Below are 20,795 nucleotides of genomic sequence, written 5' to 3' on the forward strand. Positions count from 1 at the left end.
GCAGCCTACCCGCTCACCCGGCGTCGGCCGGGGCGGAGCCCTCTCGGTCCCCGAGGTCCCAGAGATCGCAGCGGTGCTCACGGGCCACCGCGGTGCTCAGCTCGTTCCCGCCGGCGGACGCGGTGCGCAGCGACAGCACCTGGCCGGGCCGCGTGCGCTGGTCGGGCGCGGTGGGCTGGCCGTGGGCGCGGGGCGGACCGCCGTGGATGAAGGAACCCCAGTACTGGACCATCTGCCGCGCCAGGCCCCGCTGTTCCGCGTCGAGCGGCGTCGCGAGCCCGAAGTGCTTGAAGAGGTACTGCACTTCGTTGACGTGGGTCGCCCCGAAGTCGAACGTCTTGCCCGCCTCGCGGATCGAGGCGAAGGGCGGCGAGGTGCGGTCGGCGAACTCGTAGGCGTAGACGGGGCCGCGGCCCGCGAGCGCCTTGTCCATGCGCAGTGCCGGGCAGGCGAACAACTGGTCGCCGAAGGCGGCCGCGTACGCGTGCGTCGGTGAGGCGTGCCCGGCCACCGGGTAGCGCTTGAGGACCTTGGCGCCAAGGTCCGCGCCGTACGCCTGGGTGAGCGCGCCCGGATACTGCTCCTCGGTGAGCGGCTTGCCCTGCCCGTCGAACTGCCCGTAGGCGAAGAGCCGCCCTTCGTCGCTGTTCGCGCCGTTCAGGACGGGCACGCGTGAGGCGCTCCCGTTCTTGTACGCCTGCTCCGGCTGGACCGGCAGGAAGTCGCCGCCCGCCACCGGACCCCAGTCGAATCCGGCCTGCGCCGCGAGGATCTTCTCGGCGGGCTTCTCGCGCAGACAGGCGGGGGCGGTCGCCGGATCGGGGCAGCCCGCCTTCTTCGCGAAGGCCGCGCCCTGTGTGAGCGCCTCCTTGCGCTCGCGGGCCGCGCAGTCCCCGTACGCGCCGCTCTCCACGATGGCCGCGCGGTAGAGGCCCTTGGCGGCGGGCGAGGCGAGCTGGGTGCAGACGGAACGGCCGCCCGCGGACTCGCCCGCGACGGTGACGCGCTGCCGGTCGCCGCCGAACGAGCCGATGTTGGCGCGCACCCAGCGAAGGGCGGCCTGCTGGTCGAGCATGCCGTAGTTGCCCGAGACGTGGTCGGACGCCTCCGTGTCGAGCCCCTCTCCGGCGAGGAACCCCATGGCGCCGAGGCGGTAGTTGACGGTCACGACCACGGTGCCGGTGCTGCGGGCGAAGGCGTCGGGCACGATGTCCTCGCCCGCGCCCGCGGTGAGTCCGCCGCCGTGCAGCCAGACCAGGACGGGACGCTGCTTGTACTGCCCCTTGGGCGCGTAGACATTGAGGTCGAGGCAGTCCTCGGTGTGGCTGGGATTCTCGTAGCCGGGATCCCAACTGGACGTCTGCACACAGCGGTTGCCGAACGAGTCCGCGTCGCGCACGCCCTGCCAGGACTTGGCAGGCCGGGGTTCCTTCCAGCGGAGGTCGCCGACGGGTTGCCGAGCGTAGGGGATACCGAGGAACTGCCGCCCCTCAGCGTCGGCTTGGCCTCGCAGCCAGCCTCCTTCCGTACGGACGAGCGTGCCACCGCCCGTCCGGGGTGCGTCCTGCGGCGCGTCCTGCGCGGCGTGCGCGGCGTACGGGGTGAGCAGGGCCGCGGCGGCGGCCATGACGACGAAGGCGGACGCGTTTCGTCCCGTTCTTCTCCTGCGGCTCATGCGGCGACTCCCCTGGATGACGTCGACCCACTGGCGGCGGGAAAACTATGACGGTCGTTGACTCGTGTCAATAAGGTGAACGGAAGACCAGGGAAACGAGGAAGAAGAAGTCACAAGAAAGCCCGCCACAAGAAGGCCCGCAGGAAGCCCGCAGGAGGCCCGCCGCACTCAGAGAGAACGGCGCCTCGCCGGCCGGCACCCCCGTGTCCCTGCCGACGTGACGCCGCCGTGTTCAACGAACGTACGGAAGTGAACGCCCGTACGCGACTCAGTTATTGGGACGCAGCGTCCAGACCACGGTCATCTCGCCGGTCACGGCCCCGTCCTCGCGCTGGATCGCGATCGACACCGGGAACTCGGGACGCTGACCCGCGTCCAGCTCGGCGACGACCTCGGCGGCCGGACGCCCGAGGGTCGCGGTGGCGGTCACCGGCCCCATGGCGAGCTTCTTGTACGCGATGTCGGCGCGGACGGCCAGGGGCACGGCCCGCGAGAGCTGCTCCCCGAACGCGGCGAGCACGATCGCGCCGCTCGCCGACTCCCCCAGCGTGAACATGGCACCGGCGTGCGGCCCGCCGACGTGGTTGTGGAAGTCACCCTGATCGGGCAGGGCGACCACGGCCTTCTCGGGCGTGGTCTCGCGAAACTCGAGGTTCAGGGTCCGGGCCATCGGCACGGTGGCGGCGAGCATCTCGCCTATCGACATCTGGTCAGCGCTCATGGCGTGATGTTACCCACGGGTAGCGTTCTTTGGCCAGGAGCCTGCCCGACGTAGATCGCGGTCGCCTATGGTTGCTGCGCATGTGGCCAGGAGAGCAGCAGCCCGGGGGCGGGCAGAGCCAGCAGCCGAATCCGTATCAGCAGCCGGGATACCAGCAATCGGGGTACCAGCAGCCGGGGTACCAGCAACCCGCGCCCTGGAACGCGCCCACCGCGCCCGGGGGCACACCCCAGGCTCCACAGGGCAGCGGCGGGGGCGACGGCAACAGGACCAAGGTCATCGCCATCGTCGCCGCGGCCGCGGTCGTGGTGGCCGCCGGTGTCACGGGCTTCCTGGTCCTGGGCGGCGACAAGGACGACGACGCGAAGCCGGGCCCCACGCGGTCTTCCGCGTCCAAGTCTCCGAGCTCGGCCGGGTCCAAGGACACCGAGCGCGGTGTCGGCGGCGGGCCGAAACCGACGATCGCGGGCTGGACGACGGCCGTGAACGTCGAGCGCGGCATCGCCTTCGACGCACCCCCGCAGTATGAGCTCAGGTCGCGCGACTGGGTCACGGCCCGCGGGGAGGCCGACGACCCCGACAGCCTCCTGATCGGAATGGGGGGATCTGCCGTGCTCAAGAAACAGTGGTGCCAGAGCGATCCCGACCGGGACGGCGTCAAGGACAACACGCCGCTCGCGGAGGCCGGAAGCAGGGGCAACCGCGACGCGAAGAGCACCGAACAGATCGCCAAGGAGAACTCGGCGATGTGGGTGTACAGCGCGTACTCCCAGCCCGACCGGAAGATCATCAAGACCAGCGCCGTGGAGCCGTACACCACTGCGTCCGGCATCAAGGGCAACCTGGCCACGTCCTCGTCCTCCGGCGTCAAGAACAAGGACAAGTGCCGGACGGACGGGAAGGCGACCACCTTCGGATTCAAGGACTCCAAGGGGAAGTTGGTCTCGTGGTCGTTCTTCGGCGCCAAGGGCGTGAGCGAAGAAGTGCCGGACGCGACGGTCAAGAAGATGCTCAGCACGGTGCGTGAGTACGACAGCGGGTCCTGAGCAACCGCACCGTCACGGCCTCCGCGACCTGACGTCGCCGCGCTGTTCCCTCTCCACGACCCCGTATCGATTCCGGCCATGTGGCCAGGACAGCAGCCGCCCGGGGGCGAGCAGAACCCGCAGGACCAGAATCCCGATCCGTACCAGCAGCCGAATCCGTATCAGCAGCCGGGATATCAGCAGCCCGGCGGCGACGGAGGCGGTGGTCACGGGGGCGATGGCACCAAGGGCGCGAACGGCGCGAAGAGCGCCAACGAGGTCGCGGTCAACCAAGTGCCGTGGTGGGTCTTCGGCGGGTACACACAGCCGGACAAGAAGAGCCTCACCTTCGCCAAGAAGGCGGAGCCGTTCACCACGAAGACCGGCATCAAGGGCAGCATCGCGCGCGCCCATTCGACGAACACGCCGCAGAAGGGCAAGTGCGACTCGGACGGCAAGGCGATCACCTCGTCTGAATCGTTTCGTACGGCGGTGGGGCTTGTGACCCGATGTGCCGACGCCCCGGCGGGGGCAGCGATGACATCCGGCCACAAGCCCCTCTATGGTTACTGCCCATGTGGCCAGGACAGCAGCCGCCCGGGGGCGAGCAGAACCCGCAGGACCAGAATCCCAATCCGTACCAGCAGCCGGGGTACCAGCAGCCGAACCCGTATCAGCAGCCGGGATACCAGCAGCAGCCTCACTCGGGCGCCTTCTCGCAGCCCGAGCAGCCGCAGTGGGCGGCGCCCACACCACCGCCCATGCCGCCCCAGCCGGGCGGCGGCGGTCAGGGCGGGGGCGGAAACAAGACGAAGGTCACCGCGATCGCCGCGGCGCTCGCCGTCCTGGTGGCCGCCGGTGTCACCGGCTTCCTCGTATTCGGTGGTGACAAGGACGACGAGGCGAACGGGAAGCCGGGGAACGCTCCCGCCAAGTCCGCGTCCCCGAAGCCGAAGCCCAGCCCCACCGACGACGACGGCGGCACCGAGCGCGGCACGGGCGGCGGCCCGAAGCCGACGATCAAGGGCTGGCAGGTCGTCGTGAACCCCAAGTGGGGCACCGCCTTCGACGTCCCGGCCGACTGGGAGGTGCAGACGGGCGACACCTTCATCGGCTTCGAGGACAACGAGAAGGGTGACGGCAGCGTGCTCATCGGCATGTCCGCGCCCGCGTACTACAAGTCGAAGTGGTGCTCCTCCGACGACGACAAGGACGGCACGGCCAGCGACGTCGCCCTCGGCGCCGTCGGCACCAAGGGCCAGAACGGCGCCAAGAACACCAAGGACGTCGCCCGCAACGACTCCGCGTGGTGGGTCTTCGCCGGCTACACGGGCCAGAAGAAGGCCGACAAGAAGAAGATCAAGATCGGCAAGGCGGAGTCGTTCACCACCACGTCGGGCATCAAGGGCACCGTCGTGACCTCCACCACGTCCGGCGTCGTCAAGGAAGACAAGTGCGACTCGAACGGCAAGGCCACGACGTTCGCCTTCATGAACTCCGAGGGTGAGTACGTCGCGTGGTCGATGTACGGCGCCAAGGACGTCAAGGACGAGATCCCGGACGCGACGGTCCAGAAGATCCTGAAGACGGTACGGCTGAACGGCGACGGCGACGATTCCTGAGACGGGTACGGGTCCTGAGCCGCTGACGGGGTCCCGCCCCGTCAGCCCGTAGGCCTCATCCCGTATGCGTCCAAGCCCGTCCCGTATGCCTCCAAGCCCGTAGTGAAACGGTTTGGCAAGTCGGTGTTCCGGCGGCGATAGTCCCCTGGTGACTCATCCCGCCGCCGTGCGCCGCCCCTCCTGGGCCGGGCGCAACTACAGCCTGCTGACCGCCGCCGCGATCGTGACCAACCTGGGCAGCCACGGCGCCCTGATCGCGGCGGCGTTCGCTGTGCTCGACTCCGGCGGCGACGGCGGGGACGTCGGTCTGGTGGCGGCGGCGCGCACGCTGCCGCTCGTGCTGTTCCTGCTCATCGGCGGCGCCGTCGCCGACCGGCTGCCGCGCCACCACGTGATGGTCGCGGCCAACGCGCTCAACTGCCTCTCGCAGGCGGTCTTCGCGGTGCTCGTCATCTCCGGCACACCTCCGCTGTGGTCGATGATGCTGCTCACCGCGCTCGGCGGCACCGGCCAGGCGTTCTTCGGCCCGGCCGCCGAGGGCATGCTGATGTCGACCGTCAGCGGCGAGCAGGTGAGCCGCGCCTTCGCCCTGTACCGCATGGCGATGCAGGGCGCCGGGCTCGGCGGCGCGGCGCTCGGCGGTCTGATGGTCGCCGCGATCGGTCCCGGCTGGGTGCTCGCCGTGGACGCGGCGGCGTTCGCGGTGGCCGCGGCCCTGCGCTCGTTCCTGGACGTGAGCCACATACCGGCGCGCAAGCCCGGCGACGGGCTGCTCTCCGACCTGCGGGAGGGCTGGCGGGAATTCATCGGCCGCCCGTGGCTGTGGGCCATCGTCGCGCAGTTCTCCGTGGTGGTGGCGGTGGTCGGTGCGGCCGAAGCCGTCTTCGGACCCCTGGTCGCCCGGGACGAGCTGGGCGGCGCCGGACCCTGGGGCCTGGCGCTCGGCGCGTTCGGCGCGGGCACGGTCGGCGGCGCGTTCCTGATGATGCGGTGGAAGCCGCGGCGCCTGCTGCTCGCGGGCACCCTCTGCGTCTTCCCGCTCGCCATGCCGTCGGCGGCGCTCGCGGTGCCGTTGTCGGTAGGGGGTCTGGCGGCGGTGATGTTCGTCAGCGGCGTCGCGATCGAGGTGTTCGGCGTCTCCTGGATGACGGCGATGCATCAGGAGATCCCCGAGGAGAAACTGTCGCGGGTCGCCGCGTACGACTGGTTCGGCTCGGTCGCGATGGTCCCGCTCGCCACGGCGCTCGCGGGCCCCGCGGAGCTCGCCTTCGGCCGTTCGGCCTCGCTGTGGGGCTGCGCGGCGCTCGTGGTCGTGGTGACGGCGCTCGTGCTGTTCGTCCCTGACGTACGCAATCTGACGCGGCGCACGGCGTCGACGGAGGTCGCGAAGGCGACCGCTTCTCCCACCGCTCCCCCGGTCGAGCCGTCAGCCGATGCTGAAGGCCCCGTCGGGCGGCTCGGGTGACGCGACCGCGTCCTCGTCCCGCACCGGCTTCGCGTCACCCATGAACAGGCGCAGCGCCGCCCCGTGCTCGACACGCGCCGGAAAGACGTCGGCCGCCGCACGGCGGGCCAGCGCCTCGACCTCGATCTCCTCGCGCGAGGCGACGAGCACCGCGTTGCCGAAGCGGCGTCCGCGCAGCACGGTCGGTTCGGCTATCAGCGCGACGTGCCCGAACACCTCGGCGAAGGTGGCGAGCTGGGAGCGCAGGAAGCCGAACGGCGCCCCGTCGGCGAGGTTCGCCGCGTAGACGCCGTCACCTCGCAGGACCCGGTCGGCGGCGCGCGCGTAGGCGAGTGACGTCAGATGGGCGGGCACCCGTGAGCCGCCGAACACGTCGGCGACGAGCACGTCGGCGCTGTCGGGCGCCGCGGCTTCCAGCCACTGCCGGGCGTCCGCGCCGTGCACGGTGATCCCGGAGCCCGTCGGCAGCGGCAAACGCTCGGCGACCAGTTCGAGCAGCCTCCGGTCCGCCTCCACCACGTCCTGGCGCGAGCCCGGCCGGGTCGCGGCGACGTACCGGGGCAGCGTGAGCGCGCCACCGCCGAGGTGGGTCACGTCCAGGGGACGGTCGGGGTCGTCGGCGGTGTCGAGGACGTGGGCGAGGCGCTGCGCGTACTCGAACTCCAGATGCGTGGGCGCGTCCAGATCGACGTACGACTGGGGCGCTCCGTCGACCGTGAGCAGCCAGGCACGAGGCCGGTCCACGTCCGGCATCAGCTTGGCGGTGCCATGGTCCACGTCCTTGATAACGGCCATGGTCTCGTCCGCGGGTTCGTCGTCGGTCACCGCTCCATTGTGCCCGCCTCCCCCGGGGGTGGATCCCCTGCGGGAGGCGGGCATCGGGCGTCAGCCGACCTCGGTCACCGTGCCCGCGCCGACGGTGCGGCCGCCCTCGCGGATGGCGAAGCCGAGGCCCGTCTCCAGAGGCATGTCACGGCCGAGCTCGACCGTCATGGTGACGGTGTCACCGGGCCGGGCCGCGGCGGCGTCGCCGAGGTCGACGTCGCCGACCACGTCCGCGGTGCGGAGGTAGAACTGCGGCCGGTAGCCGGTCGTGATCGGCGTCGACCTTCCGCCCTCCTTGGTCGAGAGGACGTACACCTGAGCGGTGAAGCGGCGACGCGGACTGACGCTTCCCGGCTCCGCGACGACATGCCCGCGGCGCACGGCGTCGCGTGGCACTCCGCGCAGGAGCAGCGCCACGTTGTCGCCCGCCTGGGCGGACTCCATGGGCTTGCCGAAGGTCTCCAACCCGGTGACGACGGTCTCCGTCTCCGTCTCCGCGCCGAGCACCTCCACCCGGTCGCCGATCCGTACCGTGCCGCGCTCGACGGCTCCGGTGACGACGGTCCCGCGCCCGGTGATGGTGAGCACGTTCTCCACCGACAGGAGAAAGGGCGCGTCGACGTACCGCTCGGGCATGGGCACATAGGTGTCCACCGCGTCGAGCAGCGCCTCGATGGCGGCGGCCCACCGCGGGTCGCCCTCCAGCGCCTTGAGACCCGAGACCCGTACGACGGGGACGGAGTCGCCCCCGTACCCGTGCGCGGAGAGCAGTTCGCGCACTTCGAGCTCGACGAGGTCGGTGAGCACAGCGTCCTCGCCGTCGTCGACGGCGTCGGCCTTGTTGAGGGCCACCACGATGTGGTCGACGCCGACCTGCCGGGCGAGCAGGACGTGCTCGGCGGTCTGCGGCATGATCCCGTCGAGCGCGGAGACGACGAGGATCGCCCCGTCCAGCTGCGCGGCGCCGGTGACCATGTTCTTGATGTAGTCGGCGTGGCCCGGCATGTCCACGTGCGCGTAGTGCCGGGTGTCGGTCTCGTACTCGACGTGCGAGATGTTGATGGTGATCCCGCGCTGCGCCTCCTCGGGGGCGCGGTCGATACGGTCGAAGGGCACGAAGGTGCCGGTTCCGCGCTCGCTGAGGACCTTGGTGATGGCGGCGGTCAGGGTGGTCTTGCCGTGGTCGACATGGCCCATCGTGCCGATGTTGAGGTGCGGCTTCGTGCGAATGTATGCCGTCTTGGACATGGCGGTTCCTTCTGGGGAACTCGAAGCTGAAGTCCTGGGCGCAGGTCGTCGCGTGCGCGCTCGGGACGGGGACCCCGGGGCCGAACCGACCCTCCCCCTGTGGGGTCCGCCGGAGTGTCCGGGGAGGGTCAGCGTCGGGCGCCGTCGACAGGAAGTGCGACGCAGAGGAGGACGGCAGCCTTCGCAGCGCCCGCGACCGCGGGCGGAGTTGCGTGAAAGGCGTACCGGAACATGTGGCAGATCTTCGCCGACGGGCGGGGGTACGTCGAATGGTTTTCGCCGGGTGGTCCGTGAAGTCCGGTTCGGCGTGAGGGGCGGGTTCCGCGTGGCGTCCGGTGCGGTCTGAGGACCGGTGCGGTGTGAGGACCTGTGCGGTGTGAGGACCTGTGCGGTGTGAGGACCTGTGCGCTCAGAGGTTCTTCGTGGCCTCGCGCGCCGAGAGCGGTGCGAGCCGTCCGCGCTCCCGCTCGACGAAGTCGCGTACCGCGTCCGGATCGGTCTTGGCGTACTCCCGCAGACACCAGCCGATGGCCTTGCGGATGAAGAAGTCGGGGTGTCCCGACTGGCGCAGGCAGTAGGTGAAGAGGCGTTCGGTGTCGGTGGCGTCCTTGTAGCGGAGCTGGTGGAGGAGGGCGCTGCGGGCCACCCACAGGTCCTCGTCCGCGATCCAGGCGTCCATCGCGGTCGTGAGCTTCGGGTCGGCGGCGACCAGGCCGCCCGCGACGTGCGCGGCGAGCGCGTCGACCGTGTCCCACCAGGGGACCGTCGTCACGAGGTGGCGGACCACCGGCAGGAAGCCGGACGCGCAGCGCTTCACGTGACGGCGCAGGTAGTCGACGGCGAAGTAGGCGTACTCGCGCTCCGGCAGCTCCCAGCAGCGCAGCGCGATCGCCGTGCAGTCCGTCTCGTCGGGGCGCGGGAGCCCGGCGAGGACCGTGCGGGACAGTTCGCGGCGCAGCGGTGTGGGCACGCCGAGGAAGGGAGCGACGTTCTTCATGTACGCCCGCGCCCCCGCGGCCCGCTCCGGATCGGCCGCCGTGGGGTATGTCGTGGTGAGCCGTTCCATGACGGTGTCCGCCAAGTCGCTGCCCGGGACTGTGACGTTCATGAGACGCACCATACGGCGATCACACACATGTGTCGGTTAGTCTCCCCGGATGCTCGACACCGCCGCCGCCCGCCCGCAGGGCTTCGCCGTGCGCTGCTCCAGGGTTCTGCTCTCACCCTGGTCGCGGCTGTCTCTGCTGGTCCTGCTGCTCGCGGCCGCCGGTACGTGCGTGCTGCTCTTCGAGCCGCAGCGGCTCCTTTCCGACGGGGGACTTCGCCAGCTCGGCGGCGCCGCCGCCGTGACGGTCTTCGCCGCCGCGTACGGCCTGTGCACCGCTGCGTTCGTACCGCGTCCGCTGCTCAATCTGGCGGCGGGCGCCCTGTTCGGATCGCAGGCGGGTACGGTCGCGGCGATCGCGGGCACGGTCCTCGGCGCCGGGATCGCCTTCGGGCTCGGCCGGATGCTGGGACAGGACGCGTTGCGCCCGCTGCTCCGCGGGCGCTGGCTGAAGGCGGCCGACGGGCAGCTGAGCAGGCACGGCTTCCGGTCGATGCTGGCGGCGCGGCTGTTTCCCGGGGTGCCGTTCGCGGCCGCCAACTACTGCGCGGCGGTCTCCCGCATGGGATGGCTGCCGTTCCTGCTCGCCACCGGCCTGGGCTCCATCCCGAACACCGCCGCGTACGTCATCGCGGGCGCCCGCGCCTCGACACCGACGTCCCCCGCTTTCCTCGTGGCGATGGGCTTCATCGCGGTGACGGGTCTGGCGGGGGCGGTGGTGGCGTGGTGCAAGCGCCACCACCTGCGCGGTCACTGAACCCCCGCGGCTGCTGCCGCCGCCGGAGGAGACCGGCACGAGGAGCGCCGCCGCTCGCGGACAGCGGCCCTGCGACGGTCTCGTAACCAAGTGGCGCTACGCTGCCCCACGGCAGGGGAGTGATCACCCCTCGCGCTCACTTTCCCTATCCCCATCACATGACCGCACCCGCAGCCCATGATCCGTACTCGGACGGCGCAGTTTCCATGTCTTGGCTTGAATCCTTCATCCTCGGGCTCGTCCAGGGACTGACCGAGTTCCTCCCGATCTCCTCCAGCGCGCATCTGCGGCTGACCGCGGCGTTCGCGGGCTGGCACGATCCGGGGGCCGCGTTCACCGCGATCACCCAGATCGGTACCGAGGCCGCCGTGCTGATCTACTTCCGCAAGGACATCGCGAGGATCATCTCCGCGTGGTTCGGCTCGCTCTTCGGCAAGGTCCCTCGCTCGGACCACGACGCGCAGATGGGCTGGCTCGTCATCGTCGGGTCGATCCCGATCGGCGTGCTCGGCGTCACGTTCAAGGACCAGATCGAGGGCCCGTTCCGCGATCTGCGGCTCATCGCCACGACGCTGATCGTCATGGGCATCGTCCTCGGCATCGCCGACCGCCTCGCGGCCCGCGACGAGACGGGCGGCAAACACCGCGCCATCAAGGAGCGCAAGAGCCTGAAGGAACTGGGCGTCCGCGACGGTCTGATCTTCGGCGTCTGCCAGGCGATGGCCCTGATCCCCGGCGTCTCCCGCTCCGGCGCCACCATCAGCGGCGGCCTGCTCATGGGCTACACCCGCGAGGCCGCGGCCCGCTACTCGTTCCTGCTCGCCATCCCGGCGGTACTCGCCTCCGGCGCCTTCGAGCTCAAGGACGCGGGCGAGGGCGGGCATGTGTCCTGGGGCCCGACGATCTTCGCGACGATCGTCGCCTTCGTCGTCGGATACGCGGTCATCGCGTGGTTCATGAAGTTCATCACCACCAAGAGCTTCATGCCGTTCGTGTACTACCGGATCCTGCTCGGCATCGTGCTGTTCGTGCTGGTGGGAACGGACGCGCTGAGCCCGCACGCGGGCGAATCGGCGGACTGAAACCGGGCCACACAGGTAGCGCTATCTAGCATTTCCTAGCGCCTGATTGCAGCACCACGCCATGATCATCTCCCACTTGTCTCCCACTCATCTCCCACTGGGGAGCCGGGATACGTCCCACTAGGACGTGTGCGTCCGCAAAGTAGGGGATGACGCGGAAGGGCCCGTACAGCAGTGCGGGCCCTTCCGTGCAGAGGGTGGAGCGAGTCAGCTGAGGTTCGTGTCCGGCCTAGGCCGCGACCCTCGCCACGAGGAAGCGCAGCCGCTCATCCACCGTGTCCCAGGCATCGCCGGTGGGGTCGTCCAGCGCGGCGGCGGCCGTGAGGATTAGCCGGCCGAGGCGCGCTTACACGTCCTTCCACGTGTGCGTCACCTCGACTGCCTCACCCTGCGGACCCGTGCCCCGTACACCGCTATGGCGACTTCCCCCATGTCCCCGTTGATCGCGAGGACTGGAGGAGCCGGATGTCCCCAGCCGATGGTGATCTCATCCGGCGCGCGGCCCTGGAGCTGGTGCTCCACCACCGCCGCGCCGTGAAGGGCCTCCGCGACCTCGCCCAGCTCCTGACTGATTTGAGCACGCGCACCGGCCCTCCCACCCGATTGATACGTCGGCGTCTCGCCATGGACATCTTCGAGTTCTGGTGGTGTCCCTGCGGAGACGTTTCACTGCCATCGGCCGGACGCGACAACGCCGCTGATCGCAGAAGCCCCCAGCAAGACACCGATGAGATGCGTCAATGCACCAGCCGGGACACGCATCGGCCTCCGCCTAAGCCCTTGACGGCTTCACACGAGTACGCCCAGTCCCCGACGCGGAACAGCGGCGCGGGAGCGGTCAGCCGGTTCGCCACCAGTACCTCGATCACCTGGCCGTGCGTCAAGTCCGCTAGCGAATCTGGTGGCCGCAGCCCGTCGACGATCCCCGCGACGTCCAGCCGACGCAGAAACTCGGCAGCGACAGGCAGAGCGCCCAGGCGCTTGGTCACCACGTACTCAACCACGACCTCCACGCGAGGGCGTTCCGTCCGCCCGGACGACACTCCGGGCCGTCTACGAGACGGTCCTCAAACCAAGCGGTTGACTGCGGCGACTGCGGGTCGGGCACGGGCGGCAGAGCTCGACCTGGTACCTCGGCGACGGCAGCCAACCTCAAAGCCTCTACTTCCACTCCCCCGGCTCAGGGCGGCGCCAACCTGGAAGACCGGCAGCGACCTCCGGGCTCCCCGCCCCTCAGGAGCTGACAGACCGTTCTCAGACCCCCCGGGGATCCTGCTGGTCGAGCGCGGCCAGCACGCGAGTCGGATCATCGATCAGATCGAACAGGCCGCTGGCCTGTCGCGCCCACTGCTCTGGATCCTCTCCCTCCGCGAACGCAGCGGCCGACGCGAACTGGTCGTGGAGGTTGACCGGCAGACGGCCAGCCAGCGCCGCCGCGAGCTCACGGCCCAGGACAGCTCGCGGCGAGGCCGGCCGCATGAAGCGGGCCAGCTTGCCGGTCGCCGGGACGGGGGCGTCGGAAGCGGTCTCGAGGGCCGCGATGGCCTCTCTCACCCAATCAGCGTCCCAGGCATCCGGGAGCGGAACTGGGACCTGCTGAACGCCGGCGATCGCTTCCCGCCCCAGCGCCAGGGAAAGCCCGCCGGGGTCCTCGTGGTAGTTGAGGTAGCGGGCGACGTCGACGCCCTGAGGGCAGACCTCGTCGAGGATGACGTCGCCGACGAAGTCGCTGGGATCGATGAGCCAGCCCTCGCGAACCACTACGGACGGATTCAAATGGACTCGGTACAGGTAGAATTGGTTGCCCCAGTCGGCTTGGTCGCGCATCCGCCTGAGCATGTTGTGGACCGCGGCCTCGTACGTGCCGATGTGGAGCGCCTTCGCCCGCTGGCGTGCGGCGCAGGCGGCGACAGGCTCGTCGCCGCCCATCATCATGCGGGTCTCGGGCGTGAAGACGGCGGCCGGATCGAAGTCCCTCGTCGGCCAGTCCGGCTGCGTGCTCGTGTGGTACCAGGAGACGGTCGCAACCCGGTCGTCGTCGAGCGCCGGGTCGTCGGGATCGACCGTCACCCGGGGCGCGTCCTCCTGCTCGCACGTCAGGCCGCAGCCGGGGCACTTCTCTCGCCCCTGCTCCCATCGGTCGATCCAGTCCAGGTGGACGACGAGGCGACGGCCGCAGCCGCCGCACAGCATCTGCCGGTTGCGCGAGAAGTCGATCAGTCGTTCCATGGCTCCATTCTCCGGGAGCGCTCCGCGGGACCGGCCAGACCCGGCACATGCCGAGCGGACGACCTGTCGTCGTTGGTACTCGCGCTCTAGAACGAACCTCAGGAACTCTTGGCTGACCAGGCCAAATGCGGCCCACGCACATCGGACCACCACCTAATCACTTAAGGGCACATCCCGGGGGCTAGCGCAAATGGATGCTGATACTTCGCGTGCGCCCCCCCTGCTCCGCAGTCCGACCCCAGGGGCGAGGACATCGCACAGCAGATCAGGGACGGTCGGGGCGGCGTCGGCGTCTTTGCGGGCCTGAGCGAGTGCCTTGCCGTCAACGTAGCTTCGACCAGGACGGACTCCTGCAGCATGTCGTCCAGCACGGGTAAGCCCTAGGTGCGCAGCCCCTTCTCCAGGACGGCCAGGAAGTTCTCCGGTTCGGCCGGCGGCGCCACCGACTCCGGTTGTCCCGCCCCCCTGATCCGCCCACGGAACAGCGCCTTGCCTCGCTTGTACTCGTGCGGCAGCTGCTCCATGAAGCGGACGATCCGCGGGTGTACGAGCGGACCCACCGGCCAGACGCCGGCCCGCAGGAAGCCTGGGTTGTGCATACGGGCACCTCGCCGGCGGCCTACCTCACTCTCAATGTCCACCGATCAGCGGGGAGCCGCCAGTACGCGGCTGATCATGACTGGCTTACCGTCATTCAGCTGCCCAGTTGTAGCCCCCAGCTCAACCCGGTCGAAGGCATCTGGTCTCTTCTGCGGCGCAGCGTCACCGCGAACGTACTGTTCAGCGACCGCGACCAGCTGGAACGGGCAGTCAGGAGAGGCCTGCGCAGCATCCAACACAGGCCCGACCTCATCGACGGAAACCTGCAAGGGAGAACGCTCAGCCTCAGACCGCCCGACCATCACACCCGACAACCCATCGGATAACTCAGTAGTCGCACCCGTACGCAGCGTGCTCAAGTGCGAGGCGGGCTGCCCCCGTTGCAGTTGCTTCTTCGCCGAGCGTGGAGGTTCGTACCGTCGGCGAGCGGAGACATAGGGCCGCGAGGCGCTCGGCGAACGGCTCGCTGAGCAGGGCTCCCGCACGCGCGATGCCGCCGCCAAGGATGACGGTGCCTGGGGCGAGGACGGCGACGTGCCGGGCGAGGCTGTCGGCCAGCGCGCGGCCAAAGACACAGAGGGTGTACTCGGCCCCTGGGTCGCCGGCCTCGGCAGCCGCGACGACGGCACGGGCTGCGTTCTCCCTGGTGGGTCGAGCCTCTCCCGTGTGTCCGGCGAACCAGTCGAGAAGGCGTTGGTAGGGGATGGCCCAGCCGTCGCCGGCGACTATCTCGCCCGCGGCGCCGTGATGGCCGCCGTGCATCCCTCCCCGCAGCCACAGGCCTATGCCGAGGCGGTTGCCGACGTACAGGTACAGGAAGTCATCGGTGTCGATCGCGACTCCGGCAGCGCTTTCAGCGAGGGTAGCAAGCTGGATGTCGTTGCCGACGATGACGGATCCAGGTGCGGCGTCGGCGAGTTCGACGGTAAGGTCAACACCATCCCAGCCGGGCAGCGAGTCACTGACGGTGACCACGCGGCCCGCGGTGTCGACGATGCCGCTGGTGCCGATGCCGGTGGCGAGCGGCCGCACGCCCGCCGCGCCAGGCCCGAACAAACAGCCCTTGATAGCGGCGCGCACTGCATCGAGACGTTCTGACGCGAAAAGTTCGGGCGTAACGGGAACCCTATGCGCGGCAACCGTGCGGCCGAGCAGATCGGTGACGAGCGCGAGCACTTTGTAAGCGCCGACGTCGACACCGATGACGTGCCCGGCCTCCGCCCGGAACCGGTACCTGCGGGCCGGCCGGCCCACGCTTCGGTTGCCCGCCGCCAGTTCCACCAAGTGCCCCTCGCGCAGAAGTTGGGTTGCCAGGCCCTGCGCAGTAGGTCTCGAGACGCCGATCATCACTGCCAGTTCGGGCACGGTGATCTCCTCGCGTTCGCGCAGGACGCGCAGGGCCGCGGCTGCGTTCAGGCGGCGCAGCCGCGAAGGGGCACCGCTCGGGAAGTTTTTCATAGCCCTCCGTGTGAAATTTAGTGGCGCCTTCTGGTTCCTGTTGTGTCAGCGTTTGCGAGCGAAAGGAGGCGGGCGAAGGTTGCATCGCAATGGGTAAAACGTCTCCGACCAACTAGCACCCACACAAACGATACGTGGCCACCGAATCTATCAGAGAAAGACGTTGCCGCACCTTTTATCCATAAATGCACAAGGGTGGCAAATCGGGCATCAAATGTGCAGTAGGTCAGCCACCCCGCGAACGGACGCAACGAGCGCACCCTATGACAAGTGCTGCTTGAAATCGACACCTTGCGAGCAAGATCCACCACATGGCACGATCATCTTATTCCTCGTCGGGGCATTCGACTCTCGCCTCCGATTGCATCTTGGTATTTCAATCAGAATTCTTCTGATCACTTTCAGATCCACGCATAACATGGAGGCATGAAGTGCATGACCTACGCATCGGCGTAATCGGAATGGGGCGCGGCCGTAAACTAGCTGCGGCAGCCCACAAGGAGCCAGGAAAAGGCTCGCAGGTAATGGCTCTGTGCGATATCGATGCGTCCACCGTACAGGAGACGGCGAAAGATCTTGAAATAGACTCCGTCGAAACGGACTACCGTCGGATTCTCGACCGTTCAGACATTGATGCCATCCTTGTCGCGACCCCGGACCATACCCATGCAAAGATTGCCTCGGACTCGCTCCATGCTGGCAAAGCTGTGTACCTGGAAAAGCCGATGGCCACGACCCTTGAAGAGGCAGATTACGTACTGCGTGCCGCACATGCGAACAAGTCGCGATTGTACGTTGGTCATAATATGCGGCACATGGGAGTGGTCCGCATAATGCGGGACCTCGTTCGCAGGGGAAAGATCGGAAACCCTAAATCTGTATGGATCAGGCACTTCGTCGGTCACGGCGGTGACTTCTTTTACAAGGACTGGCACGCGGACCGCCAGAGAGTGAACAGTCTGCTCCTCCAGAAGGCCTCACATGACATTGACGCCATGCACTGGATCGTGGGCGGACATACCGAAGCCGTACAGGCGATGGGATCGCTTTCCGTGTATGGCGATCTGCCGCGCCGTTCACCAGGAGAACCCAAGGCTGAAGGCTGGTGGAGTAAGGACAACTGGCCGCCCACTCGGCAGCGAGCGTTGAATCCCGTCGTTGACGTAGAGGATTTGTCGCTGGTCAACATGCGGCTAGATAACGGGGTGTTGGCAGCTTATCAGCAATGTCATTTCACCCCAGATTACTGGCGATCGTTCACTGTCATCGGGGACGAAGGACGTCTGGAAAATATTGGTGACACTCCCGGGGGCGTGATTCGCGTCTGGAACTCCTCTCGCCGAAACTACGATCCTGCCGGTGATGAGGAGTTTCGCATTCCTGACGCCGAAGGAGGACATGGCGGCGCCGACGCCAAGGCCGTAGATGAGTTTATTCGTTTCGCTAGAGAGGGCGGCCCGACAGAGACCTGCCCTGTAGCCGCCCGTGCGGCAGTGGCTGCCGGAGACCTTGCCACGCGCTCGCTACGCAACGGCGGTAACACGCTGAAGGTTCATCCTCTCGACCCGGAGTTGCGGTCGTATTTCCTCAACGGACAGGTAGCCTAAGAGATGCAGCAGAGCAGAAATACAGAAAACAGCGAAATCCGCACCGACCACTTTGACCTTCGAGGCCGTAGAGCATTGGTCACCGGAGCAGCTGGCGGAATCGGGGCCTCGATTTCCCGACGACTCGCTGAATCGGGCGCCTGTGTAGCCGTGACCGACATAGACGAACACGGTGCCCGCCATGTTGCTAACGAGATCGAACTCGACGGACATGCCGCTGTCGCGATCCATATCGATGTTACTGATCAGGAAAGTGTCCGTGCAGGCTTCGATCAGGCAGAAACTGAGCTCGGCGGACCTGTCGACCTGCTGGTGAACAACGCGATCGTCGCTTGTCCCATACCTCCGCGCTTTCACGAAGCTCCAATAGAACTGTGGAACACAGACCTGGACGTTGTCGTGAAGGGAGCAGTCAACTGCTCACAAGCTGTTTTGCCGAAGCTGGTGGCGCGCGGGGCGGGATCCGTGATCAATATCCTCTCAGTCAACGCATTTGCGTTCTTCGGGCACCCCTCCTATTCGGCTGCAAAAGCTGCCGTTTGCTCCCTGACGCGCTCCCTCGCTGTGGAGTACGGTGGTTCCGGCGTACGAGTCAACGCGATTGCACCGGGCACAATACGGACACCAGCCTGGGACGATCAGATAACCAAGGATCCATCTACTTTCGATGCTCTGCGGCAATGGTATCCGCTTGGGCGAATTGGTGAACCGGGGGACGTGGCTTCGGCTGTCTGCTTTTTGGCTTCTGAAAGTTCCAGCTGGATAACTGGTTCCATACTTACCGTCGACGGCGGACTAATGGCAGGCAACGCCGTTATGGCTCGTTCCGTCGAAGGAAGCTGAAAGATCATTTCTTCCATGCTGGCAACCCCTGTAGGTGCGTTAGTTCAGATGACTCTATCTGTCAATGGACGACCGAGGGAACTAACCGCCTCATCCCCTCGGTGAACGGGTAAATGAAACTATATGACACAGGGACGTCTGTCGGAACGACGAAAGCGCAAGGCGGCAGGGCACAACTTGTTTCACAATCCGGCGCCCTCGTCGCCCTCCTGGCTTCGACCTGGTTGATAGTGGGCGCTTCACTTCACGAGGCGAGCACTGCGATGGTGTCGACTGGCCGCACGGGATTCGCTGTCCTGGGGCTACTGGGGCTCACCTGGTGGTCCGCTCGTCGTAGCAGGCCGACGGCGGACGAACCTGCGGCAATCGGCTCACCTCCGTACCGGTGGTGGCAGGTCGTGGTTCTTGGGCTAACAGGCGTCACCGCCTATACGGTGCTCTCGACCATAGCGATCAGTCTGGCTGGCCCTGCGCTACCCACATTGGTCACCTCGCTCACTCCAGCCGTGATCCTGCTTGCCGAGGGCATGTTGACGCGCACGTGGCCTCCGATGCGCGCGCTCACAGGAACGTTGATTGCGGTTATTGGAGCTGTGGCGTACGTAGCACCGAAGCTGGCGGGCACCCTCGGAGATGATGTCGCACTCGGGGCGATGGTCGCATTTGCGGCAACGCTCTCGATGGCGTTCTACGGCCTGTATTTTGCGAGGTTGAATCGGGGATACGGGGGAGCTATGGCGCCGCGGCTCCTACCCATTTACACAGTCGGTACGCTTCCGCTTGTTGGCTGGGCGTCGGTTGAGGTTGCAAGTGGGGACACAGTGGGCTGGCCAGTCATAGGGATGCTCGCCGTACTGGGCATCGCGATCTATGTCCCCGCTTACCTTTTGCAGCATAGGATTCTACTGATCAGCGGACCGTCCTATTCTGCACTCATTGGACTGACTGTTCCTCCACTGGTCGGGATTAGCTCCGCGATACTCGACCTCGCCGAAGCTCCCACACGAATTCAACTTGCCAGCATGGCATGGATGCTTTTCGGTATGACCCTCGTCATCCGTGGAAAATTTGAGAATGTAAGGGAGGAATGACTAGGCGTTGCTGGCAGTCTCACGTCGGCCTCGCCACGAAGTCTGATCCTGTCCGTGAAAGGCCATGAGATCGAAAAGAGCTCAAAGAATGCGCGTTATGCATCTTGTACAGTGCGGGCCGACGACCGGTGGCACGGTTAGCCATGTCGTGACCCAAGTCAGTCACCAACTGCGACGCGGCCTGAAGGTCGGAGTAATCGCAGCCAGCGAAGGAGTACTGACTGAGCACTGTAGGAAGGCTGGCGCCGACGTCTTCGTGGATGAGACTCTCCTCCCGATCACTGTAGAGCCTGAGCGGCCAGGCGACACCGGGGCCCTTCTCCACACAGGTCAGCGATGGCGCCCAGACCTCATTCACGCTCATCTGATGCATGCAGGTTTTCGTGGCCAAGAGCTGTCCACCAAACTCGCAGTGCCGCTACTTTATACGCAGCACATGTTCAACCCGGTCGATCCCTTCCTTCGCACCAGCCGAACTATGGTTAGCCATTTTCGGGTCATCGCTGTCGCCAGCTTCGCAGCAGATGCACTGACTGAGTTCTTCTTGGGTGATGCAGTGCGTGTTCACTACATTCCTAATGGCGTCGACGTACCGACACCGTCAGATTTTAGACTGAAGCCATCATCTGGGACCAATGTGCTGTACTGTGGCCGCCATTCATCGGAGAAAGGCCCCGATACTGCTGTCCTCGCGTTCGAGTTGATACGCCGCTCGCGGCCCGACGCGAAGTTGCACGTCATGGGGACCGGGCCTGATTATCCTCTCCTCCGACGCATGGTGACTGCCCTTGACCTCACCGAGCATTCCTACTTCTATGGCAGCGTGGCGGGAGCCCTAACGGCTGAAATCGGCGCCGATGTACTACTCGCTCCGTCGCGAGCCGATGCCGCAAGCCTCGTCCTCCTTGAGGCGATGGCCTGCGGGGTTCCGATTGTCTCGACAACCGTGGGCGGAAATCCTGAGCTCGTCCGTCACGGAGTGGATGGTCTGCTTGTTGCTCCAGACGACCCGGAACTCTTGGCTCAAGCCACGCTGAACGTCCTGACACGATCAGACCGCGGAGCGAGCCTCGCGCACAGCGCGAGTGACCGATACCAATCTCACTACAGGGCGGATCAAATGGTGGAGCTCACGTGCGCTGTCTACGACGACATGGTCTCGTGAGGCTGCTTGGAGCTCGTAACAGGATCTTGTTGAAGCGCCCTGGTAGGGCGTGACTGTTGTGACGATCTGACCGTTCGGATGAGTGTGACGACTAACGAGCTCGTGCATGGTTGGCGGTGGCACGCCGAGACCTTGATCGTTGATCATGGTCGGTGTGGTGGGGAACCGGGCACGTGCAGCAGTGAGCTTCTTCAGCGTTGCCGCTCCAGCGTGAGGATGGCCTTGGTGATTGACGTCATTCGATTCGGGCTGCAGCGAGCGTGACGGAAGATCCGCC

The 20,795-nt window shown here is 67.0% G+C and carries 20 protein-coding genes and 2 pseudogenes; 11 read left to right on the forward strand and 11 right to left on the reverse strand.

From position 1 onward, the window contains the following. Positions 1-13 precede the first annotated feature (13 nt). Together ACZ5CR_RS25420 and ACZ5CR_RS25425 are read right to left on the reverse strand one after the other, a co-directional pair. On the reverse strand, positions 14-1,675 hold the full coding sequence (locus ACZ5CR_RS25420) for a carboxylesterase/lipase family protein (protein ID WP_468861205.1): 1,662 nt from the start codon (positions 1,673-1,675) through the stop codon (positions 14-16). 268 nt (positions 1,676-1,943) lie between these two features. Next, positions 1,944-2,381, reverse strand: coding sequence for a DUF4442 domain-containing protein (locus ACZ5CR_RS25425; RefSeq protein WP_468861284.1), 438 nt, complete (start codon positions 2,379-2,381; stop codon positions 1,944-1,946). 95 nt (positions 2,382-2,476) lie between these two features. On the opposite strand from ACZ5CR_RS25425, the gene ACZ5CR_RS25430 reads away from it, so the two are divergent. After that, positions 2,477-3,442, forward strand: a complete 966-nt coding sequence (locus ACZ5CR_RS25430) for a DUF8017 domain-containing protein (RefSeq protein ID WP_468861208.1) — start codon at positions 2,477-2,479, stop codon at positions 3,440-3,442. A 12-nt stretch (positions 3,443-3,454) separates the two neighbouring features. Here the strand turns inward: ACZ5CR_RS25430 and ACZ5CR_RS25435 are convergent, their stop codons facing one another. Beyond that, positions 3,455-3,652: a hypothetical protein gene (locus tag ACZ5CR_RS25435; RefSeq protein ID WP_468861233.1), complete on the reverse strand. Its 198-nt coding sequence runs from the start codon at positions 3,650-3,652 to the stop codon at positions 3,455-3,457. A 51-nt stretch (positions 3,653-3,703) separates the two neighbouring features. On the opposite strand from ACZ5CR_RS25435, the pseudogene ACZ5CR_RS25440 reads away from it, so the two are divergent. The 3 genes and pseudogenes from ACZ5CR_RS25440 to ACZ5CR_RS25450 form a co-directional block, all read left to right on the forward strand. Beyond that, positions 3,704-3,829, forward strand: a pseudogene (locus ACZ5CR_RS25440) (DUF8017 domain-containing protein); the annotation flags it as partial. Positions 3,830-3,996: 167 nt separating this feature from the next. After that, entirely contained in the window at positions 3,997-5,043 is a 1,047-nt protein-coding gene (locus ACZ5CR_RS25445) for a DUF8017 domain-containing protein (protein WP_468861235.1), read from the forward strand. Between the two features lie 145 nt (positions 5,044-5,188). After that, on the forward strand, positions 5,189-6,508 hold the full coding sequence (locus tag ACZ5CR_RS25450; protein WP_468861285.1) for an MFS transporter: 1,320 nt from the start codon (positions 5,189-5,191) through the stop codon (positions 6,506-6,508). On the opposite strand, the gene ACZ5CR_RS25455 is transcribed toward ACZ5CR_RS25450, so the two are convergent. From ACZ5CR_RS25455 to ACZ5CR_RS25465, 3 genes are all read right to left on the reverse strand, one after another. Further along, positions 6,470-7,303: a spermidine synthase gene (locus tag ACZ5CR_RS25455; protein ID WP_468861287.1), complete on the reverse strand. Its 834-nt coding sequence runs from the start codon at positions 7,301-7,303 to the stop codon at positions 6,470-6,472. The genes ACZ5CR_RS25450 and ACZ5CR_RS25455 overlap by 39 nt on opposite strands. A 90-nt stretch (positions 7,304-7,393) precedes the next feature. Then, positions 7,394-8,581 (reverse strand): elongation factor Tu, encoded by a 1,188-nt coding sequence (gene tuf, locus ACZ5CR_RS25460; RefSeq protein ID WP_468861237.1) that lies wholly within the window; start codon positions 8,579-8,581, stop codon positions 7,394-7,396. A gap of 409 nt (positions 8,582-8,990) precedes the next feature. After that, on the reverse strand, positions 8,991-9,689 hold the full coding sequence (locus ACZ5CR_RS25465; RefSeq protein ID WP_468861239.1) for a DNA alkylation repair protein: 699 nt from the start codon (positions 9,687-9,689) through the stop codon (positions 8,991-8,993). A 49-nt stretch (positions 9,690-9,738) separates the two neighbouring features. On the opposite strand from ACZ5CR_RS25465, the gene ACZ5CR_RS25470 reads away from it, so the two are divergent. Further along, positions 9,739-10,443 carry a TVP38/TMEM64 family protein gene (locus ACZ5CR_RS25470; RefSeq protein WP_468861241.1) on the forward strand — a complete coding sequence of 235 codons (705 nt, stop codon included), beginning with the start codon at positions 9,739-9,741 and terminating at the stop codon, positions 10,441-10,443. Between the two features lie 206 nt (positions 10,444-10,649). After that, positions 10,650-11,525 (forward strand): undecaprenyl-diphosphate phosphatase, encoded by an 876-nt coding sequence (locus ACZ5CR_RS25475; protein ID WP_468861243.1) that lies wholly within the window; start codon positions 10,650-10,652, stop codon positions 11,523-11,525. 737 nt (positions 11,526-12,262) lie between these two features. Here the strand turns inward: ACZ5CR_RS25475 and ACZ5CR_RS25480 are convergent. The 3 genes from ACZ5CR_RS25480 to ACZ5CR_RS25490 all read right to left on the reverse strand — a co-directional run bounded on the left by ACZ5CR_RS25480 (position 12,263) and on the right by ACZ5CR_RS25490 (position 14,353). Then, positions 12,263-12,538, reverse strand: coding sequence for a DUF4277 domain-containing protein (locus ACZ5CR_RS25480; protein ID WP_384267933.1), 276 nt, complete (start codon positions 12,536-12,538; stop codon positions 12,263-12,265). Positions 12,539-12,779: 241 nt separating this feature from the next. Continuing rightward, entirely contained in the window at positions 12,780-13,754 is a 975-nt protein-coding gene (locus tag ACZ5CR_RS25485) for a hypothetical protein (protein ID WP_468861246.1), read from the reverse strand. Positions 13,755-14,134: 380 nt separating this feature from the next. Then, positions 14,135-14,353: a hypothetical protein gene (locus tag ACZ5CR_RS25490; protein WP_468861247.1), complete on the reverse strand. Its 219-nt coding sequence runs from the start codon at positions 14,351-14,353 to the stop codon at positions 14,135-14,137. On the opposite strand from ACZ5CR_RS25490, the gene ACZ5CR_RS25495 reads away from it, so the two are divergent. Next, positions 14,348-14,680, forward strand: a complete 333-nt coding sequence (locus ACZ5CR_RS25495; RefSeq protein ID WP_468861249.1) for a transposase — start codon at positions 14,348-14,350, stop codon at positions 14,678-14,680. The two genes, ACZ5CR_RS25490 and ACZ5CR_RS25495, sit on opposite strands and share 6 nt — an antisense overlap. A gap of 1 nt (position 14,681) precedes the next feature. On the opposite strand, the gene ACZ5CR_RS25500 is transcribed toward ACZ5CR_RS25495, so the two are convergent. Continuing rightward, on the reverse strand, positions 14,682-15,812 hold the full coding sequence (locus ACZ5CR_RS25500) for an ROK family protein (protein ID WP_468861252.1): 1,131 nt from the start codon (positions 15,810-15,812) through the stop codon (positions 14,682-14,684). A gap of 431 nt (positions 15,813-16,243) precedes the next feature. Between ACZ5CR_RS25500 and ACZ5CR_RS25505 the strand changes: the two genes are divergently transcribed. The 4 genes from ACZ5CR_RS25505 to ACZ5CR_RS25520 all read left to right on the forward strand — a co-directional run bounded on the left by ACZ5CR_RS25505 (position 16,244) and on the right by ACZ5CR_RS25520 (position 20,518). Then, on the forward strand, positions 16,244-17,419 hold the full coding sequence (locus ACZ5CR_RS25505; protein ID WP_468861254.1) for a Gfo/Idh/MocA family protein: 1,176 nt from the start codon (positions 16,244-16,246) through the stop codon (positions 17,417-17,419). A gap of 3 nt (positions 17,420-17,422) precedes the next feature. Beyond that, positions 17,423-18,262 (forward strand): SDR family NAD(P)-dependent oxidoreductase, encoded by an 840-nt coding sequence (locus ACZ5CR_RS25510; RefSeq protein ID WP_468861256.1) that lies wholly within the window; start codon positions 17,423-17,425, stop codon positions 18,260-18,262. Positions 18,263-18,375: 113 nt separating this feature from the next. Beyond that, entirely contained in the window at positions 18,376-19,353 is a 978-nt protein-coding gene (locus tag ACZ5CR_RS25515) for a DMT family transporter (RefSeq protein WP_468861259.1), read from the forward strand. A gap of 97 nt (positions 19,354-19,450) precedes the next feature. Further along, positions 19,451-20,518: a glycosyltransferase family 4 protein gene (locus tag ACZ5CR_RS25520; protein WP_468861260.1), complete on the forward strand. Its 1,068-nt coding sequence runs from the start codon at positions 19,451-19,453 to the stop codon at positions 20,516-20,518. A 191-nt stretch (positions 20,519-20,709) separates the two neighbouring features. Here the strand turns inward: ACZ5CR_RS25520 and ACZ5CR_RS25525 are convergent. Next, positions 20,710-20,795 (reverse strand): annotated as a pseudogene (locus ACZ5CR_RS25525) (IS5/IS1182 family transposase); the annotation flags it as partial.

The organism is Streptomyces sp. NPDC031274 (assembly GCF_055570235.1).

What these genes read in the sequence shown, in the direction of transcription:
- ACZ5CR_RS25420 (WP_468861205.1), bottom strand. Translation starts at nt 1,675, where the DNA reads ATGAGCCGCAGGAGAAGAACGGGACGAAACGCGTCCGCCTTCGTCGTC.
- ACZ5CR_RS25425 (WP_468861284.1), bottom strand. Translation starts at nt 2,381, where the DNA reads ATGTCGATAGGCGAGATGCTCGCCGCCACCGTGCCGATGGCCCGGACC.
- ACZ5CR_RS25430 (WP_468861208.1), top strand. Translation starts at nt 2,477, where the DNA reads ATGTGGCCAGGAGAGCAGCAGCCCGGGGGCGGGCAGAGCCAGCAGCCG.
- ACZ5CR_RS25445 (WP_468861235.1), top strand. Translation starts at nt 3,997, where the DNA reads ATGTGGCCAGGACAGCAGCCGCCCGGGGGCGAGCAGAACCCGCAGGAC.
- ACZ5CR_RS25455 (WP_468861287.1), bottom strand. Translation starts at nt 7,303, where the DNA reads ATGGCCGTTATCAAGGACGTGGACCATGGCACCGCCAAGCTGATGCCG.
- tuf (WP_468861237.1), bottom strand. Translation starts at nt 8,581, where the DNA reads ATGTCCAAGACGGCATACATTCGCACGAAGCCGCACCTCAACATCGGC.
- ACZ5CR_RS25465 (WP_468861239.1), bottom strand. Translation starts at nt 9,689, where the DNA reads ATGAACGTCACAGTCCCGGGCAGCGACTTGGCGGACACCGTCATGGAA.
- ACZ5CR_RS25470 (WP_468861241.1), top strand. Translation starts at nt 9,739, where the DNA reads ATGCTCGACACCGCCGCCGCCCGCCCGCAGGGCTTCGCCGTGCGCTGC.
- ACZ5CR_RS25475 (WP_468861243.1), top strand. Translation starts at nt 10,650, where the DNA reads ATGTCTTGGCTTGAATCCTTCATCCTCGGGCTCGTCCAGGGACTGACC.
- ACZ5CR_RS25485 (WP_468861246.1), bottom strand. Translation starts at nt 13,754, where the DNA reads ATGGAACGACTGATCGACTTCTCGCGCAACCGGCAGATGCTGTGCGGC.
- ACZ5CR_RS25490 (WP_468861247.1), bottom strand. Translation starts at nt 14,353, where the DNA reads ATGCACAACCCAGGCTTCCTGCGGGCCGGCGTCTGGCCGGTGGGTCCG.
- ACZ5CR_RS25500 (WP_468861252.1), bottom strand. Translation starts at nt 15,812, where the DNA reads ATGAAAAACTTCCCGAGCGGTGCCCCTTCGCGGCTGCGCCGCCTGAAC.
- ACZ5CR_RS25510 (WP_468861256.1), top strand. Translation starts at nt 17,423, where the DNA reads ATGCAGCAGAGCAGAAATACAGAAAACAGCGAAATCCGCACCGACCAC.
- ACZ5CR_RS25515 (WP_468861259.1), top strand. Translation starts at nt 18,376, where the DNA reads ATGAAACTATATGACACAGGGACGTCTGTCGGAACGACGAAAGCGCAA.
- ACZ5CR_RS25520 (WP_468861260.1), top strand. Translation starts at nt 19,451, where the DNA reads ATGCATCTTGTACAGTGCGGGCCGACGACCGGTGGCACGGTTAGCCAT.